We start from the raw sequence: 20,506 nt of genomic DNA, 5'->3' as shown, positions 1-20,506 counted from the left end.
CGTTCGCAGGATCAAGGGCCATACACCCGCCGCTCGCGCCGCCTCAGTGCAGGTGGACAAATCGCGGCTGCAGGCGCCCCTGATCGTCATGGCGGAACCAACGCTTCAGGTGCGGAAGCGCTGCACTGCCCGGCATGCGGTCGGCCTCAAGGCTCTGTTCGGCGGCATAGACCAGCACGCCCGACTCCTCCTCCAGCACCAGAACCTTGTAAAAGGGCTGGTCGGTCGGGATGGCGCCCATGTCCCCGTCGGGCCCGTCATAGCGGGCATCGACATCCAGAATGATTCCACTGAATGCATCGTCCAGCTGGCGCACGCTCTGGCCCAGCCCGAATTTGGCAGCCTTTGTCTTGGTCATGGGCCGACCCTAGCGGACCGCCCCTGAGCCCTCTCCGACCGATCTGTTCATTTTCGCGACAGACTGGCTTGGCGCGGACGATCTCATCGGACTAGTCTGTGCGCGACGGGGGCCAGACGGGCTCCCAAACAGAAAGTTCGGCCATGCCGGAGATCGACGGCGCGCCTGCGGGGCGCGACGCCCGGTCCCCCAGCCTTGGCGAGGCGCCATCCGGGTCGTTGCTGTACGGCGCCCTGGATCTGGGGACCAACAATTGTCGCCTGCTGATCGCGCGACCTGCGCGCGACGGCTTTCGGGTCGTCGATTCGTTCAGCCGGATCGTGCGTCTCGGCGAGGGAGTCAGCCGCACCGGCCGATTGACCGACGATGCGATGGACCGGGCCTATGATGCGCTCGCCATCTGCGCCGAGCGGGTCGCCAAGAAGAACCTCCCCTCCGAACGGATCGCCGCCGTCGCCACCCAGGCCTGCCGGGCGGCCGAAAACGGCGAGGAATTCATCGAGCGGGTCCGGCGCGGCACGGGTCTGAAGCTGCGCATCATCACTCCGGACGAGGAGGCCCGCCTGTCGGTGGAGGGCTGCCGCAACCTTCTGGATCAGCGCGCCCGGGCGGTGCTGGTGGTGGATGTGGGCGGTGGATCGACAGAGCTGTCCTGGCTGGTGCGCAAGGACCGCGGCTTCGAGACCGTCGGCTGGATGTCGGCGCCCGTCGGGGTCGTGACGCTGGCGGAAGGACACCCGGAATCCCTGGATGACCCCGCCTCATGGTACGAGGCCATGATCGGCGCCATGGCGACCGCCATCCAGTCCGCCCCGGTCAATGGCGAGGTCAAGGCGCTGTTCGACGAAGGCCATGCCCATCTGGTCGGCACCTCCGGCGCCATCACCAGTCTGGCCGGTATCCACCTGAAGCTGCCGCGCTACCAGCGTGACCGGGTCGACGGCCTCTGGATGTCCCGCACCGACTGCGAGGATGCGGCCCGCCTGCTTCTCGACCTCGGCCCCGACGGACGGGCGAAGAACGCCTGTATCGGTCCGGATCGCGCGGATCTGGTCATGGCGGGGGCGGCCATCCTCGAAGCCGTCCAGCGGTCCTGGCCCTGCGCCCGTGTACGGGTCGCCGACCGGGGTCTGCGCGAGGGTCTGCTGCTGGAGCGTATGCGCTCGAGCCGCCGTCGCCGCAGACGAGGCCGCCGCCGGCCGCGCGACTGATCAGCCGATGGTCGGGTCGACGACCTGCACCGGCAAGTCGAGGTCACAGATCGAAAAATCTGCCCCCCTCTGCAGCCGCACGGTCTCGAGCGTGGTCGCAAACACGGGCGAACCGGCATTCAGAACGCGCACCGTCGGCCGGGTCTCGACCGGCAGGTCCGAGGCCACGCGCACCCGCAGCATGCGGTCCGGCTCGCCGGGCACGATGCCACTGGGTTCGTCGCCGGTCTTCAGGGTCCGCACAACGTCCAGACCCGAAATCACGCGTCCCCAGACCGTGTAGCGCTTGTCGAGCGAGGGATAGGCCTGCCGCATCAGGAAGAACTGGCTGTTGGCCGTGTCCGGATCCTCGTCGCGCGCCATACCCGCCACGCCGGGGCAGTAGACGCCCCAGCCATGAACCTTGCCGTCGCTGGTCAGCGGCATCAGCTCGGCCGGCTGGGTCTGGACCGGCAAAGATCCGACAAAGCCCAGCAGGGCCCCCATCGGCGCCGCGACCGGTGTGAAATCCATGTCGGGGCCGCGGCGGAAGGTGAATTCGCCGGGCAGGTCGGGATAGGGGCTCTGGCCATCGCCGGTCCCCAGCGGATCGCCCGTCTGGGCCATGAACCAGTCGATCACCCGGTGCCAGGGCAGGCCGTCGTAGAAGCCCAGACCCGACAGCAGGCGGATACGTTCGACGTGCAGAGGCGCCACCTCCGGCGCCAGCTCCACCAGAATGCGGCCCTTGCTGGTATCGATGATCAGAAGGTTCTCGGGCGCGACCAGCCGCCAGTCAGTCGAGGGCGCAGGTGCGAGTGTCGTGGCGGCAGGGGCCGGCGCGGGCTCCTGCGCCTGGGCCGGAAGGGCTCCGGCCAGAACCATGGCCGCCACAAGCGCACTCATCTTGCCCGCCGTCATTGGGTCACTCCCCCCGTCACCCGCGACGGCAACTGCACATCGCAGATATTGAAGTCGGCGCCCTTCGCCGCCCGTGCCTCGGCCACGACCTGCGCCGCCTCGGGGCTGGTGTCGCGCAGCACCTCCACCACCGGTCGCTCGCCCTCGGGTATCGCCGAGGCCAGCCTGACCCGCACCATGGAGTCGGGATTCTCGCCGACCCGGCCGTCCTCGGCCTCCGGCCCCGTCTTGATCGCGCGGACGACATCCATGCCGCCGACCACGCGACCAAAGGCCGTGTACATGGCGTTCAGATTGTCCTCGCGGCCCGACATCAGGAAGAACTGGCTGTTGGCGCTGTTCAGGTTGCCAGCGCGGGCCATGCCCACCACGCCGGGGCAGAACAGCGTCTGGGCGCCCACCTTGAAGTCGGCCGTGACCATCATCTGGCTGTCCGGCTGGGTGACTACGGGCAGGCCGTGGATCAGGCCCCGCATGCCGGGCCCGCTGTTCTCGACCAGAAGGAAGCTGCTGTCGCGACCCCGGCGGAAGCTGAGCTCGGCCTCGACATCCGGCAGCGCACTGCCGCCGCTGCCCGTTCCGGTCGGGTCCCCGGTCTGGGCCATGAAGTCCTCGATCACCCGGTGAAAGACGTGCCCGTCGTAGAAGCCCTCGCTGGCGAGGGTGGTGACCCGCTGTACATGAGCCGGCGCCACGTCGGGCAGCAGTTCGACCAGCACCCGTCCCTTGCTGGTGTCGATCACCAGCAGCCGGTCCGCCGGCACCGTGCGCCAGCTGGATGCCGCCTGGGCCAGAGCCGGTGCGGGCGCTGCCGACAGGCCGGCTCCCAGCAACAGGGCCGAAAGGACAAGGGCGGAGGAGAACTTCATCTGCATGGACATACCTTGATTATCGTGCGGCCTTGACCCGCTCCCGGACGCGCGCCGCGATGGCAGGGCTGACGAAGCTTTCGATCTTGCCGTCCAGCCGTGCTATTTCCTTCACCAGCCGCGAGGCGATCGCCTGATGCCGCGGGTCGGCCATGAGGAACACCGTCTCGATCTCGCTGTTCAGACGCTGGTTCATGGCCGTCATCTGGAACTCGTACTCAAAGTCGGCCACGGCGCGCAAACCCCGGATGATGACGCTGGCGTCCAGCGATTCGGCGAAATGCATCAGCAGGGTATCGAACGGCTGGACGACGATGTCGGCCTGAAAGGTCAGGACCTCGGCCTTCAGCATCTCGACCCGCTCGGCCGTGGTGAACAGTGGCCCCTTCTCGTCATTCTGCGCCACGCCGATGACCAGCCGGTCGACCAGCTTCACGGCGCGACCGATGATGTCCATATGGCCATTGGTGACGGGATCGAAGGTTCCCGGATACAGCCCGATGCGCATGTCTCGGCCTCCCTCAGTCTCAGTGGCTTAGCATCGGTCGCGCGCGGCTCCTAGACCGGCTGCGGCGCAGCCAGCGCCCAGGCCGCCGCCACCCGCGCAACCCGGTCACCGGCATCGCCATAGGCGTGCCCGTCGATGGCGCCCACGGCACAGGCCGGGGTGGCGCTGTTGGTGATGAAGGCGCCGTCAAAGCGGGGCAGGTCCTCGACCCGGATGACCCGGGTCGTCTGCCCCACCCCAACCTCCGACAGATGATCCCGGATCAACGCCTGCGACACGCCGGCCAGCATGGGCGCGTCCGGCCATACGACCGTATCGCCTTGCAGAAAGCCGATGTTCCACAAGGTGCCTTCCGATACGCGGCCGTCCGCGTCCGCGAGCAGGGCATCGTCGAATCCGTCCCTGCGGGCCAGCCGCCGCGCCCGGATCAGGCCAAAGGTCGCCACATGCTTCAGATCGGCGGCTTCCCGGGCATAGGCCTGCACCTGAAGTCGCAGCGGCTGTCCCGACAGAGGCGCGACAGGCGGAAAGACACCGACCATCACACTGGGCCGTCCCTCGACGTCGGGCGTGCGCGGGCTGATATCGGGCGAGAACAGGCTGATGCGCGCAAAGCCGCGTGGCCGGTCGCCGAGAGCCAGCCGCAGCTGGCGCCGGATTTCGCCTTCCGGCACGGCTTCCCCGAACAACGCCTCCGCCGAGCGGACCAGCCGGGCCATGTGGCGGTCAAGCCCCCGCACCGCCCCGTTGTCGACCGCAAACGATGTGTAGGCGCCGTAGTTGACCAGCGCCTGGCGCGCCAGCCCCTCGGCCGTTGCCGGAGCGCCGTCGATCCAGAGGTCGGCGGCCGCCACAGCCGTCAGCCTTCGCTGGACTCGTCCGCCGGAGGAATGCCGTCGGCCGGATCTTCACCCTCGGAGGTCTCGGCCAGACGTTCGACCGAGACAACCTTTTCGCCGTCGGCGGTACGGAACACCGTGACGCCCTGGCTGGACCGTCCGACCACGCGGATCTGGCTGACCGGTGTGCGGATCATCTGCCCGCCCGAGGTCACCATCAGCAGCTCGTCCGTGTCCTCGACCGGGAAGGAGGCGGCCAGACGGTCGCCCGCGCGGCCCCCCAGACCGTGGGCCGTCAGCCCCTGCCCGCCCCGGCCGGTCCGCCGGTACTCATAGGCGGACGAGCGCTTGCCGAAGCCGGTCTCGGTGATGGTCAGGATGAACTGCTCGGCGGCGCCCAGCTCGGCGATCCGCTCGGGCGAGATCGGAGCTTCGGCGACGGCTTCCTCGTCCGCATCGACCGGCGTGTCGTCCTCGCCCTCACCCGCGGCCCGTCGCATGGCATTGGCATGTTTGACGTAGGCGGCGCGTTCTTCCGGTGTCGCATCCACCCGGCCCAGAACGGCCATCGAGATCACGATATCCGTCGGCTGCAGGCGCACACCCCGCACCCCGGTCGACTTGCGGCCCTTGAAGACGCGCACATCGTCCGCCTTGAAGCGGATCGCGCGGCCCATGGCGGTCGTCAGCATGATGTCGTCGTCGGCCTTGCACAGGGCGACGCCGACCATGTGGTCGCCCTCTTCCAGCTCCATGGCGATCTTGCCGGCGCGGTTGACGGTGGCGAAGTCCGACAGCTTGTTCCGACGCACGTCGCCCGAGCGGGTGGCGAACATGATGTCGTAGTTCTCCCACTCACGCTCGTCCTCCGGCAGGGGCAGCACGTTCATGATGCTGTCGCCCGGCTCGATCGGAAGCAGGTTGACGAAGGCCTTGCCGCGCGAGGTCGGTCCGCCCAGCGGCAGACGCCAGGTCTTGAGCTTGTAGGCCTTGCCGTTCGAGGCAAAGAACAGCACCGGCGTGTGGGTGGAGGCGGAGAAGACGCCGACTACGGCGTCATCGTCCTTCATGGCCACGCCCGACCGGCCCTTGCCGCCGCGATGCTGGGTCCGGTAGGCGTTCAGCGCCACGCGCTTCACATAGCCGCCGTGGGTGACGGTGACGACCATGTCCTCGCGCGGGATCAGGTCCTCGTCCTCCATCTCGGCATCGCCCTCACCGATCACCGTCAGGCGCGGGGTCGCGAACTGATCCTTGATGAGCAGCAGATCCTCGCGGATCACGGCCAGGATGTTGGCCCGGTCGCTGAGCAGGGTCAGGTGGCCCTGAATCGTATCGGCCAGGCTGCGCGCCTCGCCGAAGATGTCGTCGCGGCCCAGACCGGTCAGGCGGGACAGGGTCAGGGCGAGAATGGCGCGCGCCTGTTCGTCCGTCAGCCGGATCGAATTGCCCTCCACCAGCACGGTGCGGGGGTCAGCAATCAACTCGACGAGCGGCATCATGTCGCCCACCGGCCAGACACGCCCCACCAGACGCTCGCGCGCCTCGCTGGGGTCGGCCGAGGACCGGATGATGTGGATCACCTCGTCGATGTTGGCGACCGCGACGGCCAGACCGACCAGCACGTGGCCGCGGTCGCGCGCCTTGGCCAGTTCGAACTTGATCCGCCGGACCACCACCTCCTCGCGGAACTCGAGGAAGGCCTCCAGCATGCGCCGCAGGCCCATCTGCTCGGGGCGGCCGTGGTTCAGGGCCAGCATGTTGACGCCGAACGAGCTCTGCAGGGCCGAGAAGCGCCACAGCTGGTTAAGGATGACGTCGCCCGACGCATCCCGCTTCAGCTCGATGACGATCCGCATGCCGTGACGATCCGACTCGTCGCGGACGTCGGAAATGCCCTCGATCCGCTTTTCGCGGACCATTTCGGCGATGCGCTGGATCAAGGTCTGCTTGTTGACCTGGAAGGGCAGCTCGGTGACCACAATGGCCTCGCGATCCTTGCGGATCGTCTCGATGACCGCCTTGCCGCGCACGATGACCGAGCCCCGGCCTTCGCGCAGGGCATTGCGGGGCGCGGTTCGCCCCATGATCTCGCCACCGGTCGGAAAGTCGGGCCCGGGCACGATATCCAGCAGGGCGTCGTCCGAGACCTCGGGATCGTCCACCAGCGCCACGCAGGCGTCGATCACCTCGCCCAGATTGTGGGGCGGGATGTTGGTCGCCATGCCGACGGCAATGCCGCCTGCGCCATTGACCAGCAGGTTCGGGATGCGGCTGGGCAGGACGACGGGTTCCTGGCGGGCGCCGTCATAGTTGTCCTGGAAGTCGACGGTCCCCTTCTCGATATCCTCGATCAGGGCCTCGGCGGCCTTGGTCATGCGGCTTTCGGTGTAGCGCATGGCCGCCGGCGGATCGCCGTCCACCGAGCCGAAGTTGCCCTGACCGTCCACCAGCATCAGCCGCATCGAGAACGGCTGCGCCATCCGCACCATGGCATCATAGATCGCGCCGTCGCCATGCGGGTGATAGCGACCCATCACGTCACCGACGATGTTGGCCGATTTCACATACTTGCGGTCAGACGTGCGGCCTTCCTCGTGCATCGCGTAGATGATGCGGCGATGGACGGGCTTCAGGCCGTCGCGCACGTCCGGCAGCGCACGGCTGACGATGACGCTCATCGCATAGTCGAGGTAGGAACGGCGAAGCTCGTCCTCGATGGTGATGTTGTCGATGTGCTCGCCGCCTGCCCCACCGGGAATTGCGGACGGGTCGGCGTGATCGGTTGTGTCGTCGGTCAAGGAATTTCGGCTTCATCTGGCCGGAATCAGAACAACTTCCGGGCTTGGGGATTACTAGCATCGGCGTCCGGCACTGGCAAAGTTTGCCCCGGACATATCCCCGGCCCTGAATCGCCCTGAGGAGAGAGACCATGACCCTGAACCGTTTGCCCCTGCTACTGGCTGCCACCGCCGGCGTGGGAGCGCTGATGTCGGGCTGCGTGGCGATCACCGAAAACCACTATGGCCGCGACGATCAGTCGGTGGCCCGCATCGGTGACTTCGGCGAGGCTACCCTGATCAACGGATCGGGCCAGCGCATCGGCCGCGCGACCCTTACTCAAGGCCCCTCAGGCCTGCTGATCCGCGTCGAGGCCGACGGTCTGACCCCGGGCTGGCACGGCATTCACATCCATGCGGTCGGGGAATGCTCCGCCCCCTTCACCTCGGCCGGCAGCCACATCAATCATGAGGATGACAAGCGTCCCCACGGCCTTCTGAACGCCGAAGGCCCGGACGACGGCGACCTGCCCAACATCTATGCCGACGCCCAGGGCCGCGTGCGCGCCGAAATCTTCACCACCCGCGCCCGCATCGCGCCGGAAGGTCCCGGCCAGTGGCTGTGGGACGCCGACGGCTCGGCGCTCGTGATCCACGAGAATGCGGACGATCATATGGCCCAGCCGATCGGCGGTGCCGGCGCCCGCGTCGCCTGCGGGATCATGGCCGCCGGCTAGGACACACCTGGTGGCTCAGGCCCGGCGGGCCTGGGCCACCTGTTCCGCCTCCCTCGACAGGATATGCAGGAAGGCGCCCCGCGACGCGTCCCAGTTTTCGAGGAGACGCGAGGCCAGCGGCGAACCGGTCTCGGCGGCATGGTCCGCGATCAGGCCCCTGAGCCTCTCCGCCGCCGCGCCGACCACCGGTCCCGCCATGACCGACTCGGCATTCAGGGTCTCTGTTGCCCGGCCGCTCTCGTCCCAGACAAAAGCCTCGCCTCCCGACATCCCGGCACCGAAATTCCAGCCCGTCGGCCCCAGGACCACCAGAACGCCGCCGGTCATATATTCCCCGCCGTGCGCCCCGCAGCCCTCGACCACCGCCACGGCGCCGGAGTTGCGGACAGCGAACCGCTCCCCCGCCATCCCCGCCGCAAACAAACGCCCCGAGGTGGCCCCGTACAGGCAGGTGTTGCCGATCAGTGCCTGACCCGCTTGCCAGCGGACCGGCCGGATCACCAGATGCGCGCCCGACAGGCCCTTGCCGACGTAGTCATTGGCCTCGCCGTCCAGCTCGATCCGCAGGCCCTTCATGCCCCAGGCCGCCAGCGACTGACCCGCGGCGCCCTTCAGCTTGAGCGTCAGGTGACCATCCGGCAGGTCCTGCCCGTGGCGACGCACGATCTCGGATGACGTGCGGGTGCCGATGGCCCGCTGTGTGTTCCGAACCGCATAGCTGAGCTGCATCTTCTCGCGCCGCTGCAGACAGGGTTCGGCGTCCACCAGAATCTGCGCATCCAGACTGTCGGGGACCGGATTGCGCGGCAGGACCGAGCCGTCCCGCAGGTCCGCGTCGCCCACCCGCACCAGAAGCGGATTGAGGTCCAGATCGTCCAGATCGTCGCCCCCGCGGGAGACCTGATAGAGCAGATCGGTACGCCCGACCGCATCATCGAGCCGCGCCAGTCCCAGCGAGGCCAGGACTTCCCGCGTCTCCTCGGCGATGAAGGTGAACAGGTTGATGACCTTGTCGGGCGTGCCGGTGAAAAGGGCTCGTAGCCGCTCGTCCTGCACGCACACCCCGACCGGACAGGTGTTGGAATGGCACTGGCGCACCATCAGGCATCCGACGGCGACCAGACTGGCTGTGCCGATGCCGAACTCCTCGGCGCCCAGCATGGCAGCGATGACGACATCCCGCCCCGTGCGGATGCCGCCGTCCGTCCGCAGGCGCACGCGCCCCCGCAGGCCGTTCATGCTCAGCACCTGATGGGCTTCGCTCAGGCCCATTTCCCACGGCATGCCGACCTGTTTGATCGAGCTGATGGCAGCGGCCCCCGTCCCGCCGTTGTGCCCTGACACCAGGACGGTGTCGGCCTTGGCCTTGGCCACCCCCGCCGCGACCGCGCCGATGCCGGACTGGGCGACCAGTTTGACCGTGACCCGCGCCTCCGGATTGATCTGCTTCAGGTCGTAGATCAGCTGGGCCAGATCCTCGATCGAATAGATGTCATGGTGGGGCGGCGGACTGATCAGGCCCACGCCGGGCGTCGCGTGACGCATGCGGGCGATGAACTCGGTGACCTTGAAGCCCGGCAGCTGGCCGCCCTCGCCCGGCTTGGCCCCCTGGGCGACCTTGATCTCGATCTCGCGACAGCGGGTCAGATATTCGGCCGTCACCCCGAACCGGCCGGAGGCGATCTGCTTGACCGCGCTGTTCGGATTGTCGCCGTTCGGGCGGGTGCTGTAGCGCTCGGGATCCTCGCCGCCCTCGCCCGAGACCGAGCGGGCCCCGATCCGGTTCATGGCGATGTTGAGCGTCTCATGCGCTTCGGGGCTCAGGGCCCCCAGCGACATGCCGGGCGTGACGAAGCGCTTGCGGATCTCATTCACGCTCTCGACCGACTCGAGCGGGATCGCCCGGGCGTCGCGGAAATCCAGCAGGTCGCGCAGGGCCCCGGCCGGCTGTTCGCGGACCCGGCGGCTGTAGGCCCTGTAGCGCCCGTAGTCGTTGCGCGTAGTCGCGTCCTGCAGGCGGTGGATGGCCTCGGCGTCCCAGCCGTGGTGTTCCTCACCCGCGCGAATGCGGTGCGACCCGCCTAGCCGCAGGTCCGGGCGATCATGGCCAAAGCCGGCCTCGATCAGGCGAAGGGCCCGCGCCTCCAGTCCCGGCAGGCCGATCCCCGAGACCCGCGACGTCATGCCGGGGAAGATGTCCGCGACCAGCGCCCGGGACAGGCCAAGGGCTTCGAACTCGAACGCCCCGCGATAGGCCGAGATGACGGATATGCCCTTCTTGGCGAGAATCTTGAGCAGGCCCGCCTCGATCGCCGCCTTGTAGTTCAGGCAGGCCTGCCGGAGAGAGCCCTGCCCGTAGCGTCCCTCGTCCTGCCGCTGCAGGAAGGTTTCCTGCGCCAGCCAGGCGTTGACGGCGGTCGCACCCGACCCGACCAAGACGGCAAAGGCATGCGCATCCAGCGCCTCGGCGGTGCGCACCACGATCGAAACGAAGGAGCGGAGGCCCTCTTCCACAAGGCGGGTGTGCACGGCGGCGGTGGCCATGATCATGGGGATGACCGGTCGGCCCGGCCCCATGTCTTCGTCGGTCAGGACCAGAATTCCGGAACCGGCCCGGACCTGCGCTACCGCTTCGGAGCGCAGACGCTCAATGGCATCGCGCAGGGCCGTGCCAGCGGGCCCACCGACGGTCGCTCCGTCGAAGCTGGTGTCCAGCCGGGCCACCGCGCCCTCGCCCACCACATCCAGCATGCGGTCGAACATGCCGGTGGTCAGGACAGGGCTGTCCAGCACATGGACCCGGGTCTGGCCCTCTTCCTGGGCGAGGATATTGCCGAGGTTCTTGAACCGTGTGCGTAGCGACATGGCCGCGCCCTCGCGCAGGGAGTCGATCGGCGGGTTGGTGACCTGGGCAAAGGCCTGCCGGAAATAGTGGCTGAAGGGCCGGTCGAGGCCGGACAGGACGCGAGGGACGGCATCGTCCCCCATCGACCCGACCGCTTCCTTGCCGTCGACGACCATGGGATCGAGCAGGGTCTCGATGTCCTCGCGGGTCCAGCCCACCGCAGCCTGCATCCGTGTCAGGGCTTCGCCCTCCAGCCGCCTCGGCTCGGGCCCCGGGCCGACCCTGGGCTCCAGATCGACGATGTTGGCCAGCCACCGGTCATAGGGGTGCTCGGCGGCGAGGCGGTCGAGGATGGCGGTCTCGTCGTAGAGGCGGCCTTCGTCCAGATCGAGGGCGATCATGCGACCCGGCCCGATGTGCAGATTGCGGGCGATACGCTCGGGGGCGATGCCCGTCATCCCGACCTCGGAGCCACAGATCAGCAGGCCATCCGTGGTCTCGGTCACCCGCAGGGGGCGCAGGCCGTTCCGGTCCTTGCCGGCCACCACCCATCGGCCGTCGGTCGCACACAGGGCTGTCGGCCCATCCCACGGCTCCATCACGGCGTTGCAATAGGCATAGAAGGCCTGATGGGCCGGGCTGAGCGTGCCGGGAATGGAGGCCTCGGGGATCAGCAGCGCCTTGGCCATCGGCGCCGACCGCCCGGCCCGGACCAGAACCTCGAACACATTGTCCAGCGCCGCGGAGTCCGAGCCGCGGTGCTGGATGACCGGCTTGACGATGTCGTCGTCCGCGCCGAACGCGGTGGCCGTCATGCGGATCTCGTGGCTGCGCATCCAGTTGGCGTTGCCGCGCAGGGTGTTGATCTCGCCGTTGTGGGCCAGCATCCGGAATGGCTGGGCGAGGCGCCATTCGGGGAAGGTATTGGTCGAATAGCGCTGGTGGAACACGGCCACCGACGCGATGACGTCCGGATCGGTCAGGTCCGGATAGAATTCCGCCAGCGCCTGGGCCAGCATCATCCCCTTGTAGATGACCACCTGCGCCGACAGGGAACAGATATAGACGTCGATGCCGCGTGCCCGGGCCCGGGCCTCGATCCGGCGCCGCAAGAGGTAGAGGGCGCGCTCCAGATCCTCGCCTGCCAGACCCTCCGGGGCCGCCAGCATGATCTGTTCGATCTCCGGCCGGGTCGCCGCTGCCCGCTCGCCCAGGATGCCGGGCCGGTGCGGCACCTGGCGCCAGCCGTACAGATAGAAGCCCGCGGCCTGCAACTCGCGCTCGATCACCACCCGCGCCTGCTCCTGCGCGCCCAGATCGTGGCGCGGCAGGAAGACCATGCCGACCGCCAGTGGGCCGGACCGCGGCTCGCGCCCCTGCTCGCGCACCTGGCGCAGGAAGAAGTCGCGCGGCAGGCCGATCAGCAGGCCTGCCCCGTCGCCGGACCGACCATCGGCATCGACCGCGCCCCGATGCCAGACGGCTTTCAGCGCGGCGATCGCCAGATCGACGACATCGCGGCGCGGCTGGCCGTCCATGGCCGCCACCAGCCCGACCCCGCACGCGTCGCGTTCGCTTTCGGGATCATAGGCCCCGGCCTCGATCAGAGTCTGCCGATCCGTCAGCCATTTGCGGGGATCGACGCTCATGCTGCCACCTGCTGGCGGGCCGACAGCCAGCCGTGGATTTCGGCGGCGGCGTCCTGCCCCTCGCGCACCGCCCAGACGACCAGCGAGGCCCCCCGCGAGATGTCACCGGCGGCGAAGACGCCCTCCAGCGTGGTGGCGCGCGTCCCCGCGGCCGACCAGACCGTGCCGTCATCGCGCACCGCCAGATCGGACGCGCGGAACTGACCGCGCAAATCCTCGGGCTCGAAGCCCAGCGCCTCGATGACCATGTCGGTCTCGCAGTCATAGGCACTGTCGGCCAGTTCGCGGATAGAGCGCCGCCCGTCCGGTCCCGGTTCGGACAGGGCTGTCCGCATGGCCCGCACAGAGCAGACCCGGCCGGCCGCGTCCCGCACGGCCCGTGGAGAGGCCAGCCAGTCGAAGACGACGCCCTCCTCCTCGGCATTGGCCACCTCGCGGGCGCTGCCCGGCATATTGGCCCGGTCCCGGCGATAGAGGCAGGTCACCGACGCCGCGCCCTGACGCACGGCGGTCCGCACACAGTCCATGGCCGTGTCGCCCCCGCCGATCACCACCACCCGGCGGCCGCGCGCATCCAGCGCCCCGCCCTCGAATTCCGGAACGCTATCCCCCATCCCCTTGCGATTGGACGCGGTCAGATAGTCGAGGGCCGGCACCACACCTTCCGCTCCGCAACCCGGCAGGGTCAGGCGACGCGCAGCATAGACCCCGGTCGCCAGCAGCACCGCCTGATGCCGGCTGCGCAGGTCGTCAAACGAGACATCGCGCCCAATCTCGACCCCCAGTTCGATCCTGACACCGGAGGCCACCAGCCGGTCGATCCGCCGCTGGACCACCGGCTTCTCCAGCTTGAAGCCCGGGATGCCGTACATCAGCAGCCCGCCGGCGCGATCCTGCCGCTCGTAAAGGGTGACGGCATAGCCCAGCCCGCGCAGCCGGTCGGCGGCAGCCAGACCCGCTGGCCCCGATCCGACAATGCCGATGGACTCCGCGCGCTCGCGCACGGGTGTGATTTCGGAAATCCAGCCCTGCTCGAACGCCATATCGCCCAGCCAGCGCTCGACCGAGCCGATGGTGACGGTCTCCCAGCCCGCGCGCTCCAGCGTGCAGGCCCCCTCGCACAACCGGTCCTGCGGACAGATGCGGCCACAGATCTCCGGCAGGGCGCTGGTTGCCTCCGAGGCGCGCCAGGCCTCTTCCAGCCGCCCCTCGGCCGCCAGCCTCAGCCAGTCGGGGATGGCATTCTCCAGCGGACAGCCGCTCTGACAGAAGGGCACGCCGCACTGGGCACAACGGCTCGACTGATCCACGCCTGTCGCATTTGCGAAGTCGGCGTAGATCTCCTGAAAGGACTGGATGCGCTCAGCCGGCGACACCTTCGGCGGTGTACGCCGGACGACGTCCGGGAATTTCTGGTTGCGATGCAGCATGGGCCTACCATCCGGTGCCGGGGCGCTCACGGCAAGGCCGCGCGGGGAATTTTTCCCGCGCGGCCGCCTGACAATCTTTTGATGACAGGCGTTCCTGCCGGTATTCGTCACTTTCGCGGAGAATTATTCCGCCATAGCCCGTCCCGTCAGAAGGCGAGCGAGAGCATGCCGACAACTCTCTCCTCGGACAGCGGACCCGCCGTATCGGTGTCGTGATACCGCACATCGATCGAGACCAGGCTTGTGAGGGCGTAGGTCAGGCCGGCATTCCAGGTCGTGTAGTCATCGCTGACGTCCAGGCTCTGGTGCCCCACGGCCCCCGACGCCGTCAGCGACGGACTGAAGGCATAGGCCGAGTTGGCCTCGTAGTAGAACGCCTCGTCGTCCACGCCGAAGAAGTTGGGCGAATAGAAGGTCGCCACCCCCAGGCTGACCGGCCCGATGGAGCGGGAAGCGGCGGCCTTCAGCTCGATGAAGTCATAGTCGGCGCCCGCCGGCTTGCCCACATACAGATAGACCACTGCACCGACATCGACGTCGAAGCCGGCGATCTGGGTGGTGTAGCCGCCATAGAAGTCGACCTCGGCATCGGTGTCGTCACCGAAGTCCACGGTCGAGGCCCAGGCCCCGGCATAGAAGCCTCCGGAGGCCATCGAGATGCCGCCCTGGACGGCCGCGCTGTCATCGGTCTGGCTGATGCCGCGAAACACATAGTCGGTCACCACGGCAAGGTCATAGCTGACCTCGGGAGCGGACTGGGCCCGGGCGGCCTGGGCCGTGGCAAACAGGGCCAGGGCCGAAGCACAGGCGATCAAGGTCTTCATTCGGATATCCCCTTTTGAATGAGTTGGAAGCACGCAAACGCCATCAACCGCTCGGGAACTGGTCCGATCGGGCCTCCGGCAGCCGGCGTGGGAGGACGCCGGCTGCCGCACTCGCTGGAACCGCCCGTCAGGACGCTTCCAGAATCTCTCCGTGAAGGTGGCCGTCGAGGCCCTCGTCTTCCTGGGCCTCGCTGACCCGGAGCCCCGTCGTGAACTTGCAGACGATCAGGATCAGGAAGGTCACACCCGCGCTCCAGCCCGCAGTGACGCCGAGGCCCCACAGCTGCTTCATGACGTCGGCATCGGCGCCTGCGGCATTCACCGCCGAACTGGCGAAGACACCGGTCAGCAAGGCCCCGGCCACGCCCCCGGCCCCGTGGATACCGAAGGCATCGAGGCTGTCGTCATAGCGCAGCAGCTTCTTGATCCAGACCGAGGCCGCGTAACAGACGGGACCCGCGATCAGGCCGATGATCACGGCGCCCATGGGGTCAACGAAGCCCGCCGCCGGAGTGATGGCCACCAGACCGGCAACGAGGCCGGACAGGACCCCGATCAGCGACGGTTTGCGCTTCTCGATCACCTCGACGATCTTCCAGGTCAGCGAAGCCGCCATCGCGGCCAGCAGGGTGTTCAGCAGGGCGATCGAGGCGATCGCGTCCGCCGCCCAGGCCGATCCGGCATTGAAGCCGATCCAGCCCACCAGCAGCAGGGACGCGCCGATCATGGTCAGAACCGGATTGTGGGCGACGATCGGGCTGACCCCATAGCCCCGGCGCGCGCCTAGGAAGACCGCGCATACAAGGCCCGCGACACCCGAGTTGACGTGCACCACCGCGCCGCCGGCGAAGTCCAGCACGCCGGCCGACCCCAGGAAGCCGCCGCCCCAGACCCAGTGACAGATCGGCGCATAGACCAGCAGCGTCCACAGTCCGGTGAACAGCAGCAGGCCCGAATATTTCAGCCGCTCGGCAAAGGCCCCGGTGACCAGCGCCGGTGTGATGATGGCGAAGGTCATCTGGAAGGCGATCCAGAGATATTCGGGCAAGGCCGGCGCCACGGCATGGGCGGTTTCCGGGGTCACGCCGCGAAGGAAGGCGGCCTGCAGGCTGCCGATCACGCTGTTGACCTCGTCGCCCGAATAGGCGCCGATCGGCTGCCCGACCCCGAAGGACAGGCTGTAGCCCGCCGCGAACCACGCCAGGGTCACGACGGCGGCGACGCCGACCGACTGGGTGATGGTTGCGATCACATTCTTGCGGCGCACCATGCCGCCATAGAACAGCGCGAGCCCCGGCAGGGTCATCAACAGCACCAGGGCCGTCGAGGTCAGGATCCAGCCGGAAGCCGATCCGTCCAGTTCCAGAGGCGCCTGGTGCGCCAGCAGAGCCGGAGCCGCCTGGGCCGCTCCGGCGGTCATAAGGGAGGCAAGTCCCCCCAGCAGCAGTCCAAGAGTTCGCTTGTAGCCGACGCCCGACGTCAGCCCCCGGATCATGGTCGTCATCATCAGTACCCCCTGAATGCGTGAACGCAGATGCGAAAGCTTTATCGCAACTGCGAACTTGGCAAGGGATTTGTTAACGATTTCGAGACAAATTCGTGCAGTTCATCCTAATAGCTACAGGGCGTCGCCGCAATCCTGTTGCACATCGCCCAGCTAATCAGGTTTATTATTCTGACATTCCGCGAATTAGCAGTCGCACCATTTGCTTATGGCTACGCTTGCGGAACACAACGCGCCCTTCGCCTCTATCGCTCCAGAGTCTCCTCGAATGCCTCCACGAGCCGCTCCAGACGCCCCAAACCGATGGTCCAGAACGCCGGATCGCGCGGGTTGAGCCCGAACGGCTGAAGCGCAACATCGTAGGGGCGCGCCCCCCCTGCCGCGAGCAGGTCGCGGTAAAGGGGCGTAAATCCGTCCGGATCCTTGCGGCGGGTCTCCATCAGGGCCGCGACCAGCAGATCGCCGAAGGCATAGGCGTAGACGTAGAAGGGCGAGTGGACGAAGTGGCTGACATAGGCCCACCAGTGCTCATAGCCGTCGTTCAAGGTGACGGCGGGCCCCAGCGATGCGCCCATCTCCTCCAGCCAGATTTCGCCGATACGGCCGGCGCCGACCTCGCCCTTCGCCCGCGCATCGTGGAACCGGGTCTCGAAACGGTGGAAGGCGATCTGGCGCACGACGGTGTTGAGACCGTCTTCGATGCGGCCGGCCAGCAGGCCTTGGCGTTCGCTCTCGGGCGCCGTGGCCAGCAGGCGGTCAAAGGTCAGCCCCTCGGCAAAGATGGAGGCCGTCTCGGCGAGCGTCAGCGGCGTGTCGGCCAGCAGGCTGCCGGCCTCGGCGGCCAGGGTCTGGTGCACGCCGTGTCCCAGCTCGTGCGCCAGCGTCAGCACATCGCGCCGCTCGCCCATCCAGTTCAGGAAGACATAGGGGTGGCGATCCGCGGTTACCGGGTGGGCATAGGCGCCCGACTGTTTGCCGGCGCGAGGGCGCGCGTCGATCCAGCGCCGATCAAAGAAGGTGTCCGCGCGCTCGGCGAACTCCGGCCCCAGATCCGAAAAGCTGTCCAGCACGATGGAGCGGCCTTCGCTCCAGTCAAAGCCGCGCGGGGCCTTCGTCGTGAGCGGCGCATTGCGATCCCAGTGGTGGAGCGTCTTTTGACCCATCGCCCGGGCCTTTGCCGCATAGTAGCGGTGCGACAGGCGCGGATAGGCGGCGGTGACCGCCTCGACCATGGCATCTACCGCCTCGCCATCGACCTCATTGGCCAGATGGCGGCTGTCCGCCGGACGTTTGAACCCGCGCTTGCGATCCTCCAGCGCCTTCTCGGCAGCGACCGTGTTCAGAACCAGCGCCAGGGTACGGGTTTCGCCCTTCAGGGCTGTGGTCAGGCCCTCGGCCACTGCCTTGCGCCGCGCGGCCTTGGGGTCCGACAAGCCGTTCAGCGCCTCGCTGAGGGTCAGGGTGTCGCGGCCGGCCTCGATCCGCAGATCGGCCAGGGTCTCGTCAAACAGACGCGGCCACTGTGACGAGATGGGCATCTGTTCGGCGATGAAGGTTTCCAGTTCGGCCGACAGTTCATGCGGCTTCATCAGGCGCACGCGACGCAGCCAGGGGCGCCAGCGCGCGGCGGCGGAATGGGCGCCGAGGGCGGCCTCGATTTCGGCATCCTCCAGCTGGTTGATCTCGAGGGTCAGCCAGACGGTCGGGGTCGACACCTCCGTCAGGGTCTGGCGGACGTCGGCCTCGAAGGCCTGGGCCTCCGTGTCGTCGCGGCGGGTGGAGGCCTCGAGGAAGGCATAGGCCCCCAGCGCGCCCAGCCGGTCCGCCGCCTGCTCATAGAGACCGATCGCCCGATCCAGTCGCTCGCCCAGCAGGGCCGGCTCTGCGCGTGCGGCGACCAGCTGCCCGGACAGGCCATTCATCTGGTCAACCAGCGCGCGGGCCGCGTCCGTATCGGCGGCCAGACGCGGGTCCTCCTTGCCGGTGTAGAGGTCGGACAGGTCCCAGAGGGGCAGGTCGGCGGGCGGCGTCTTGAAGGGTACGTTCATGCCCTTGGGTATGGGGTCGCGGCCCGGGGCTGGCAAGGCAGCGGGAACCAGGGTGTGTCTGGCGCCATCCCCCGAACTGTGTCCAGATACCTTCAGGGGAGGACCACCATGATCGATGCCGACACCACCACACGTGCGTCCATGGCGTCCGGCCATCACAGCCTGATCCTGCCACGCCTGCTGATCGGTCTGTTCCAGGGCTTTGCGCTCTACGGCCTTTTTCTCAGCATCGATGACCAGCCCCTTCTCTGGCCGGCGACGCAGCCCGAGATTTTCGGCCCTCTGGCGCTCGTCTCGCTCTATCTGCCCGTCATCCTGCTGGGCGGGCTGGGGCGACTGAAGCTGCGATCGCTGGTCATCTGGGGCGTGGTCGCCTGCGCCCTGCTCGCCTTCCTCGGCTGGTACGACGTGGCGCGACAGGCGTTGATGGATCAGCGAGAGCCCTTCCTGTCTCTCCCGCTCTTTCCCTTCCTGGCGGCCGCCCTGTTCATCGCCCACCACCTGATCGTCCCCGCTGACCAGGCTGGCCAACGGATTGCCCCCTACCCGCTCTATTTCGATGTCGCCTGGAAGGCCGGTGTGCAGCTGGCCCTGTCGGTCGGCTTCACCGGTGCTCTCTGGCTGCTGCTGTTCCTTGGGGCGGGCCTGTTCTACCTGATCGGCATCCGGGCCTTCGGCAACCTGCTGGCCGAGCCATGGTTCAACCTGCCGCTGACCGGCCTGACCTTTGCCTTGGCCGTGCATCTGGCCGATGTGCGCGACGGTCTGATCCGGGGTGTACGCGCCGTTATCCTGATGCTGCTGTCGTGGCTGTTGCCGGTGATCGCGGCGCTGACGGCCGCCTTCCTGTTCGCCCTGCCCTTCACCGGCCTGTCCGGGCTGTGGGAGCAGGGGTCGGCCACCGCCCTGATGCTGGCCGCAGCCGCCGTCCTGATCGTCCTGATCAACGCCGCCTATCAGGACGGCACCGAAGACACCCGCCCGCCGCTGGTGCTGCGCTGGGCCGCCATTGCCGGAGGGTTCCTGCTCATCCCCCTGATCGGGGTCGCGACCTCGGGTCTGGCCCTGCGGATCGGCCAGTACGGCCTGACCCCGGACCGGGTGATCGTCGCCGCCTGTATTCTCATCGGTGCCGCCTATGCCGTCGGCTACGGCTGGGCCGCCCTGTCGAGCCTGCGGAGAGGCGACTGGATGCGGCCGCTGGAGCGAACCAATATCGGCACCGGCGCACTGGCCGTGGTGCTGATCGTGTTGCTATTCAGCCCGGTGCTGGACCCCGCCCGCCTGTCGGTCATGGACCAGATGGCCCGCCTCGAGCGCGGCGCGGTCACGCCCGAGCAGTTTGATTACCGCTTCCTGCGCGTCGAGAGCGGCAAGGCGGGCAAGGCCGCGCTGGAGCGTCTGACTAAGTCAAAGGACGCCGAGGTGGCGCGCCGTGCCAAGGAGGAGATTGCCAAGACCGAGCGCTGGGAAACGCTGGCGAACAGCACCAGGGCACCGGAGGTCCGGGCCTGGCCCGAGGACACGAGTCTGCCCGAGGGCTTTCTCGCGGACGTATCGCGTGGCGATCCGCGATGGCAGTGCACGCCTGAGGACTGCGTCGCGACTCTCAGGGATCTCGACGGAGACGGGGCAGATGAGGTCCTGATGGCGACTCGCCTGGGTGTCTTCCTCTTCGTGGAAGAAGAGTCAGGGGCCTTCCGTGCGGTGGGGAGCTGGAACCCCAACAGATGCCATGATGGTGCCAAGCGGGTGGACCCGCGGGATATGCTGAGGGCCGACCAGCTGAAGTTTACTGCGCCTCGCTGGCCCAGTCTGGACACAGGGACCCAGACCGAGGACTTTCTTGTCTATGCCTGCCGGACCGGCCCCGCGCCGCCACTGATCGCCCTGGACTGAGCCGTTAACCCCCCGCACACCACGCCGGACAACCCGATCTTCACCGCATCCAGGGTACACCCGTCCCGAAACGAGCCAGTCCGGGGCCTGCCCCGAGATCGGCCA

Annotated in this window: 14 protein-coding genes; 3 read left to right on the top strand and 11 right to left on the bottom strand. The window is 67.9% G+C overall.

Annotation, left to right across the window (positions count from 1 at the left end; genetic code table 11):
• Positions 1 to 43: 43 nt before the first annotated feature.
• Positions 44 to 358, bottom strand: coding sequence for a heat shock protein HspQ (gene hspQ / locus LC068_RS11570; protein ID WP_226637383.1), 315 nt, complete (start codon positions 356 to 358; stop codon positions 44 to 46).
• A gap of 143 nt (positions 359 to 501) precedes the next feature.
• Between hspQ and LC068_RS11565 the strand changes: the two genes are divergently transcribed.
• Positions 502 to 1,569: a Ppx/GppA phosphatase family protein gene (locus tag LC068_RS11565; RefSeq protein WP_226637381.1), complete on the top strand. Its 1,068-nt coding sequence runs from the start codon at positions 502 to 504 to the stop codon at positions 1,567 to 1,569.
• On the opposite strand, the gene LC068_RS11560 is transcribed toward LC068_RS11565, so the two are convergent.
• Genes LC068_RS11560 through gyrA form a run of 5 tightly spaced genes read right to left on the bottom strand, consistent with a single transcriptional unit; the run spans position 1,570 to position 7,486 of the window.
• Positions 1,570 to 2,469 (bottom strand): peptidylprolyl isomerase, encoded by a 900-nt coding sequence (locus LC068_RS11560; protein WP_226637378.1) that lies wholly within the window; start codon positions 2,467 to 2,469, stop codon positions 1,570 to 1,572.
• A complete protein-coding gene (locus tag LC068_RS11555) occupies positions 2,466 to 3,338 on the bottom strand; it encodes a peptidylprolyl isomerase (RefSeq protein ID WP_226637376.1) in 873 nt (290 codons plus the stop codon). The genes LC068_RS11560 and LC068_RS11555 overlap by 4 nt, the downstream gene beginning before the upstream one ends.
• A 19-nt stretch (positions 3,339 to 3,357) precedes the next feature.
• Entirely contained in the window at positions 3,358 to 3,846 is a 489-nt protein-coding gene (gene coaD / locus LC068_RS11550; protein WP_226637374.1) for a pantetheine-phosphate adenylyltransferase, read from the bottom strand.
• A gap of 50 nt (positions 3,847 to 3,896) precedes the next feature.
• Positions 3,897 to 4,700 carry an aminotransferase class IV gene (locus tag LC068_RS11545; RefSeq protein ID WP_226637372.1) on the bottom strand — a complete coding sequence of 268 codons (804 nt, stop codon included), beginning with the start codon at positions 4,698 to 4,700 and terminating at the stop codon, positions 3,897 to 3,899.
• Between the two features lie 5 nt (positions 4,701 to 4,705).
• The gene (gyrA, locus tag LC068_RS11540) at positions 4,706 to 7,486 is read right to left on the bottom strand and encodes a DNA gyrase subunit A (RefSeq protein ID WP_264182382.1); all 2,781 of its coding nucleotides are present in this window, start codon (positions 7,484 to 7,486) and stop codon (positions 4,706 to 4,708) included.
• Positions 7,487 to 7,617: 131 nt separating this feature from the next.
• Here gyrA and LC068_RS11535 point away from each other — a divergent pair, with 131 nt between their 5' ends.
• Complete coding sequence (locus tag LC068_RS11535; protein ID WP_226637370.1) at positions 7,618 to 8,202, top strand: superoxide dismutase family protein; 585 nt, start codon at positions 7,618 to 7,620, stop codon at positions 8,200 to 8,202.
• Between the two features lie 15 nt (positions 8,203 to 8,217).
• Here LC068_RS11535 and gltB read toward each other — a convergent pair whose 3' ends face one another.
• The 5 genes from gltB to LC068_RS11510 all read right to left on the bottom strand — a co-directional run bounded on the left by gltB (position 8,218) and on the right by LC068_RS11510 (position 18,502).
• Positions 8,218 to 12,696, bottom strand: a complete 4,479-nt coding sequence (gene gltB / locus LC068_RS11530) for a glutamate synthase large subunit (RefSeq protein ID WP_226637368.1) — start codon at positions 12,694 to 12,696, stop codon at positions 8,218 to 8,220.
• Positions 12,693 to 14,126: an NAD(P)-dependent oxidoreductase gene (locus LC068_RS11525; protein ID WP_226637365.1), complete on the bottom strand. Its 1,434-nt coding sequence runs from the start codon at positions 14,124 to 14,126 to the stop codon at positions 12,693 to 12,695. The genes gltB and LC068_RS11525 overlap by 4 nt, the downstream gene beginning before the upstream one ends.
• 146 nt (positions 14,127 to 14,272) lie before the next feature.
• The gene (locus tag LC068_RS11520) at positions 14,273 to 14,950 is read right to left on the bottom strand and encodes a TorF family putative porin (protein ID WP_226637364.1); all 678 of its coding nucleotides are present in this window, start codon (positions 14,948 to 14,950) and stop codon (positions 14,273 to 14,275) included.
• A gap of 127 nt (positions 14,951 to 15,077) precedes the next feature.
• Positions 15,078 to 16,370, bottom strand: coding sequence for an ammonium transporter (locus tag LC068_RS11515; RefSeq protein WP_226637488.1), 1,293 nt, complete (start codon positions 16,368 to 16,370; stop codon positions 15,078 to 15,080).
• A gap of 329 nt (positions 16,371 to 16,699) precedes the next feature.
• Positions 16,700 to 18,502: a M3 family oligoendopeptidase gene (locus LC068_RS11510; RefSeq protein WP_226637362.1), complete on the bottom strand. Its 1,803-nt coding sequence runs from the start codon at positions 18,500 to 18,502 to the stop codon at positions 16,700 to 16,702.
• A gap of 108 nt (positions 18,503 to 18,610) precedes the next feature.
• Between LC068_RS11510 and LC068_RS11505 the strand changes: the two genes are divergently transcribed.
• Positions 18,611 to 20,401, top strand: coding sequence for a DUF4153 domain-containing protein (locus tag LC068_RS11505; RefSeq protein ID WP_226637360.1), 1,791 nt, complete (start codon positions 18,611 to 18,613; stop codon positions 20,399 to 20,401).
• Positions 20,402 to 20,506 lie beyond the last annotated feature (105 nt).

Origin of the sequence: Brevundimonas poindexterae (assembly GCF_020524625.1) — a bacterium.
In the GTDB taxonomy this organism is placed as follows: domain Bacteria; phylum Pseudomonadota; class Alphaproteobacteria; order Caulobacterales; family Caulobacteraceae; genus Brevundimonas; species Brevundimonas poindexterae_A.
The sequence above is the reverse complement of the archived record's forward strand: the minus strand, read 5'-3'. Positions and strand labels throughout refer to the sequence as shown.

Excerpts from the sequence above, each read along its gene's own strand:
- hspQ (WP_226637383.1), bottom strand. The coding sequence starts at position 358 with ATGACCAAGACAAAGGCTGCCAAATTCGGGCTGGGCCAGAGCGTGCGC.
- LC068_RS11565 (WP_226637381.1), top strand. The coding sequence starts at position 502 with ATGCCGGAGATCGACGGCGCGCCTGCGGGGCGCGACGCCCGGTCCCCC.
- LC068_RS11560 (WP_226637378.1), bottom strand. The coding sequence starts at position 2,469 with ATGACGGCGGGCAAGATGAGTGCGCTTGTGGCGGCCATGGTTCTGGCC.
- LC068_RS11555 (WP_226637376.1), bottom strand. The coding sequence starts at position 3,338 with ATGAAGTTCTCCTCCGCCCTTGTCCTTTCGGCCCTGTTGCTGGGAGCC.
- coaD (WP_226637374.1), bottom strand. The coding sequence starts at position 3,846 with ATGCGCATCGGGCTGTATCCGGGAACCTTCGATCCCGTCACCAATGGC.
- LC068_RS11535 (WP_226637370.1), top strand. The coding sequence starts at position 7,618 with ATGACCCTGAACCGTTTGCCCCTGCTACTGGCTGCCACCGCCGGCGTG.
- gltB (WP_226637368.1), bottom strand. The coding sequence starts at position 12,696 with ATGAGCGTCGATCCCCGCAAATGGCTGACGGATCGGCAGACTCTGATC.
- LC068_RS11525 (WP_226637365.1), bottom strand. The coding sequence starts at position 14,126 with ATGCTGCATCGCAACCAGAAATTCCCGGACGTCGTCCGGCGTACACCG.
- LC068_RS11520 (WP_226637364.1), bottom strand. The coding sequence starts at position 14,950 with ATGAAGACCTTGATCGCCTGTGCTTCGGCCCTGGCCCTGTTTGCCACG.
- LC068_RS11515 (WP_226637488.1), bottom strand. The coding sequence starts at position 16,370 with ATGACCGCCGGAGCGGCCCAGGCGGCTCCGGCTCTGCTGGCGCACCAG.
- LC068_RS11510 (WP_226637362.1), bottom strand. The coding sequence starts at position 18,502 with ATGAACGTACCCTTCAAGACGCCGCCCGCCGACCTGCCCCTCTGGGAC.
- LC068_RS11505 (WP_226637360.1), top strand. The coding sequence starts at position 18,611 with ATGATCGATGCCGACACCACCACACGTGCGTCCATGGCGTCCGGCCAT.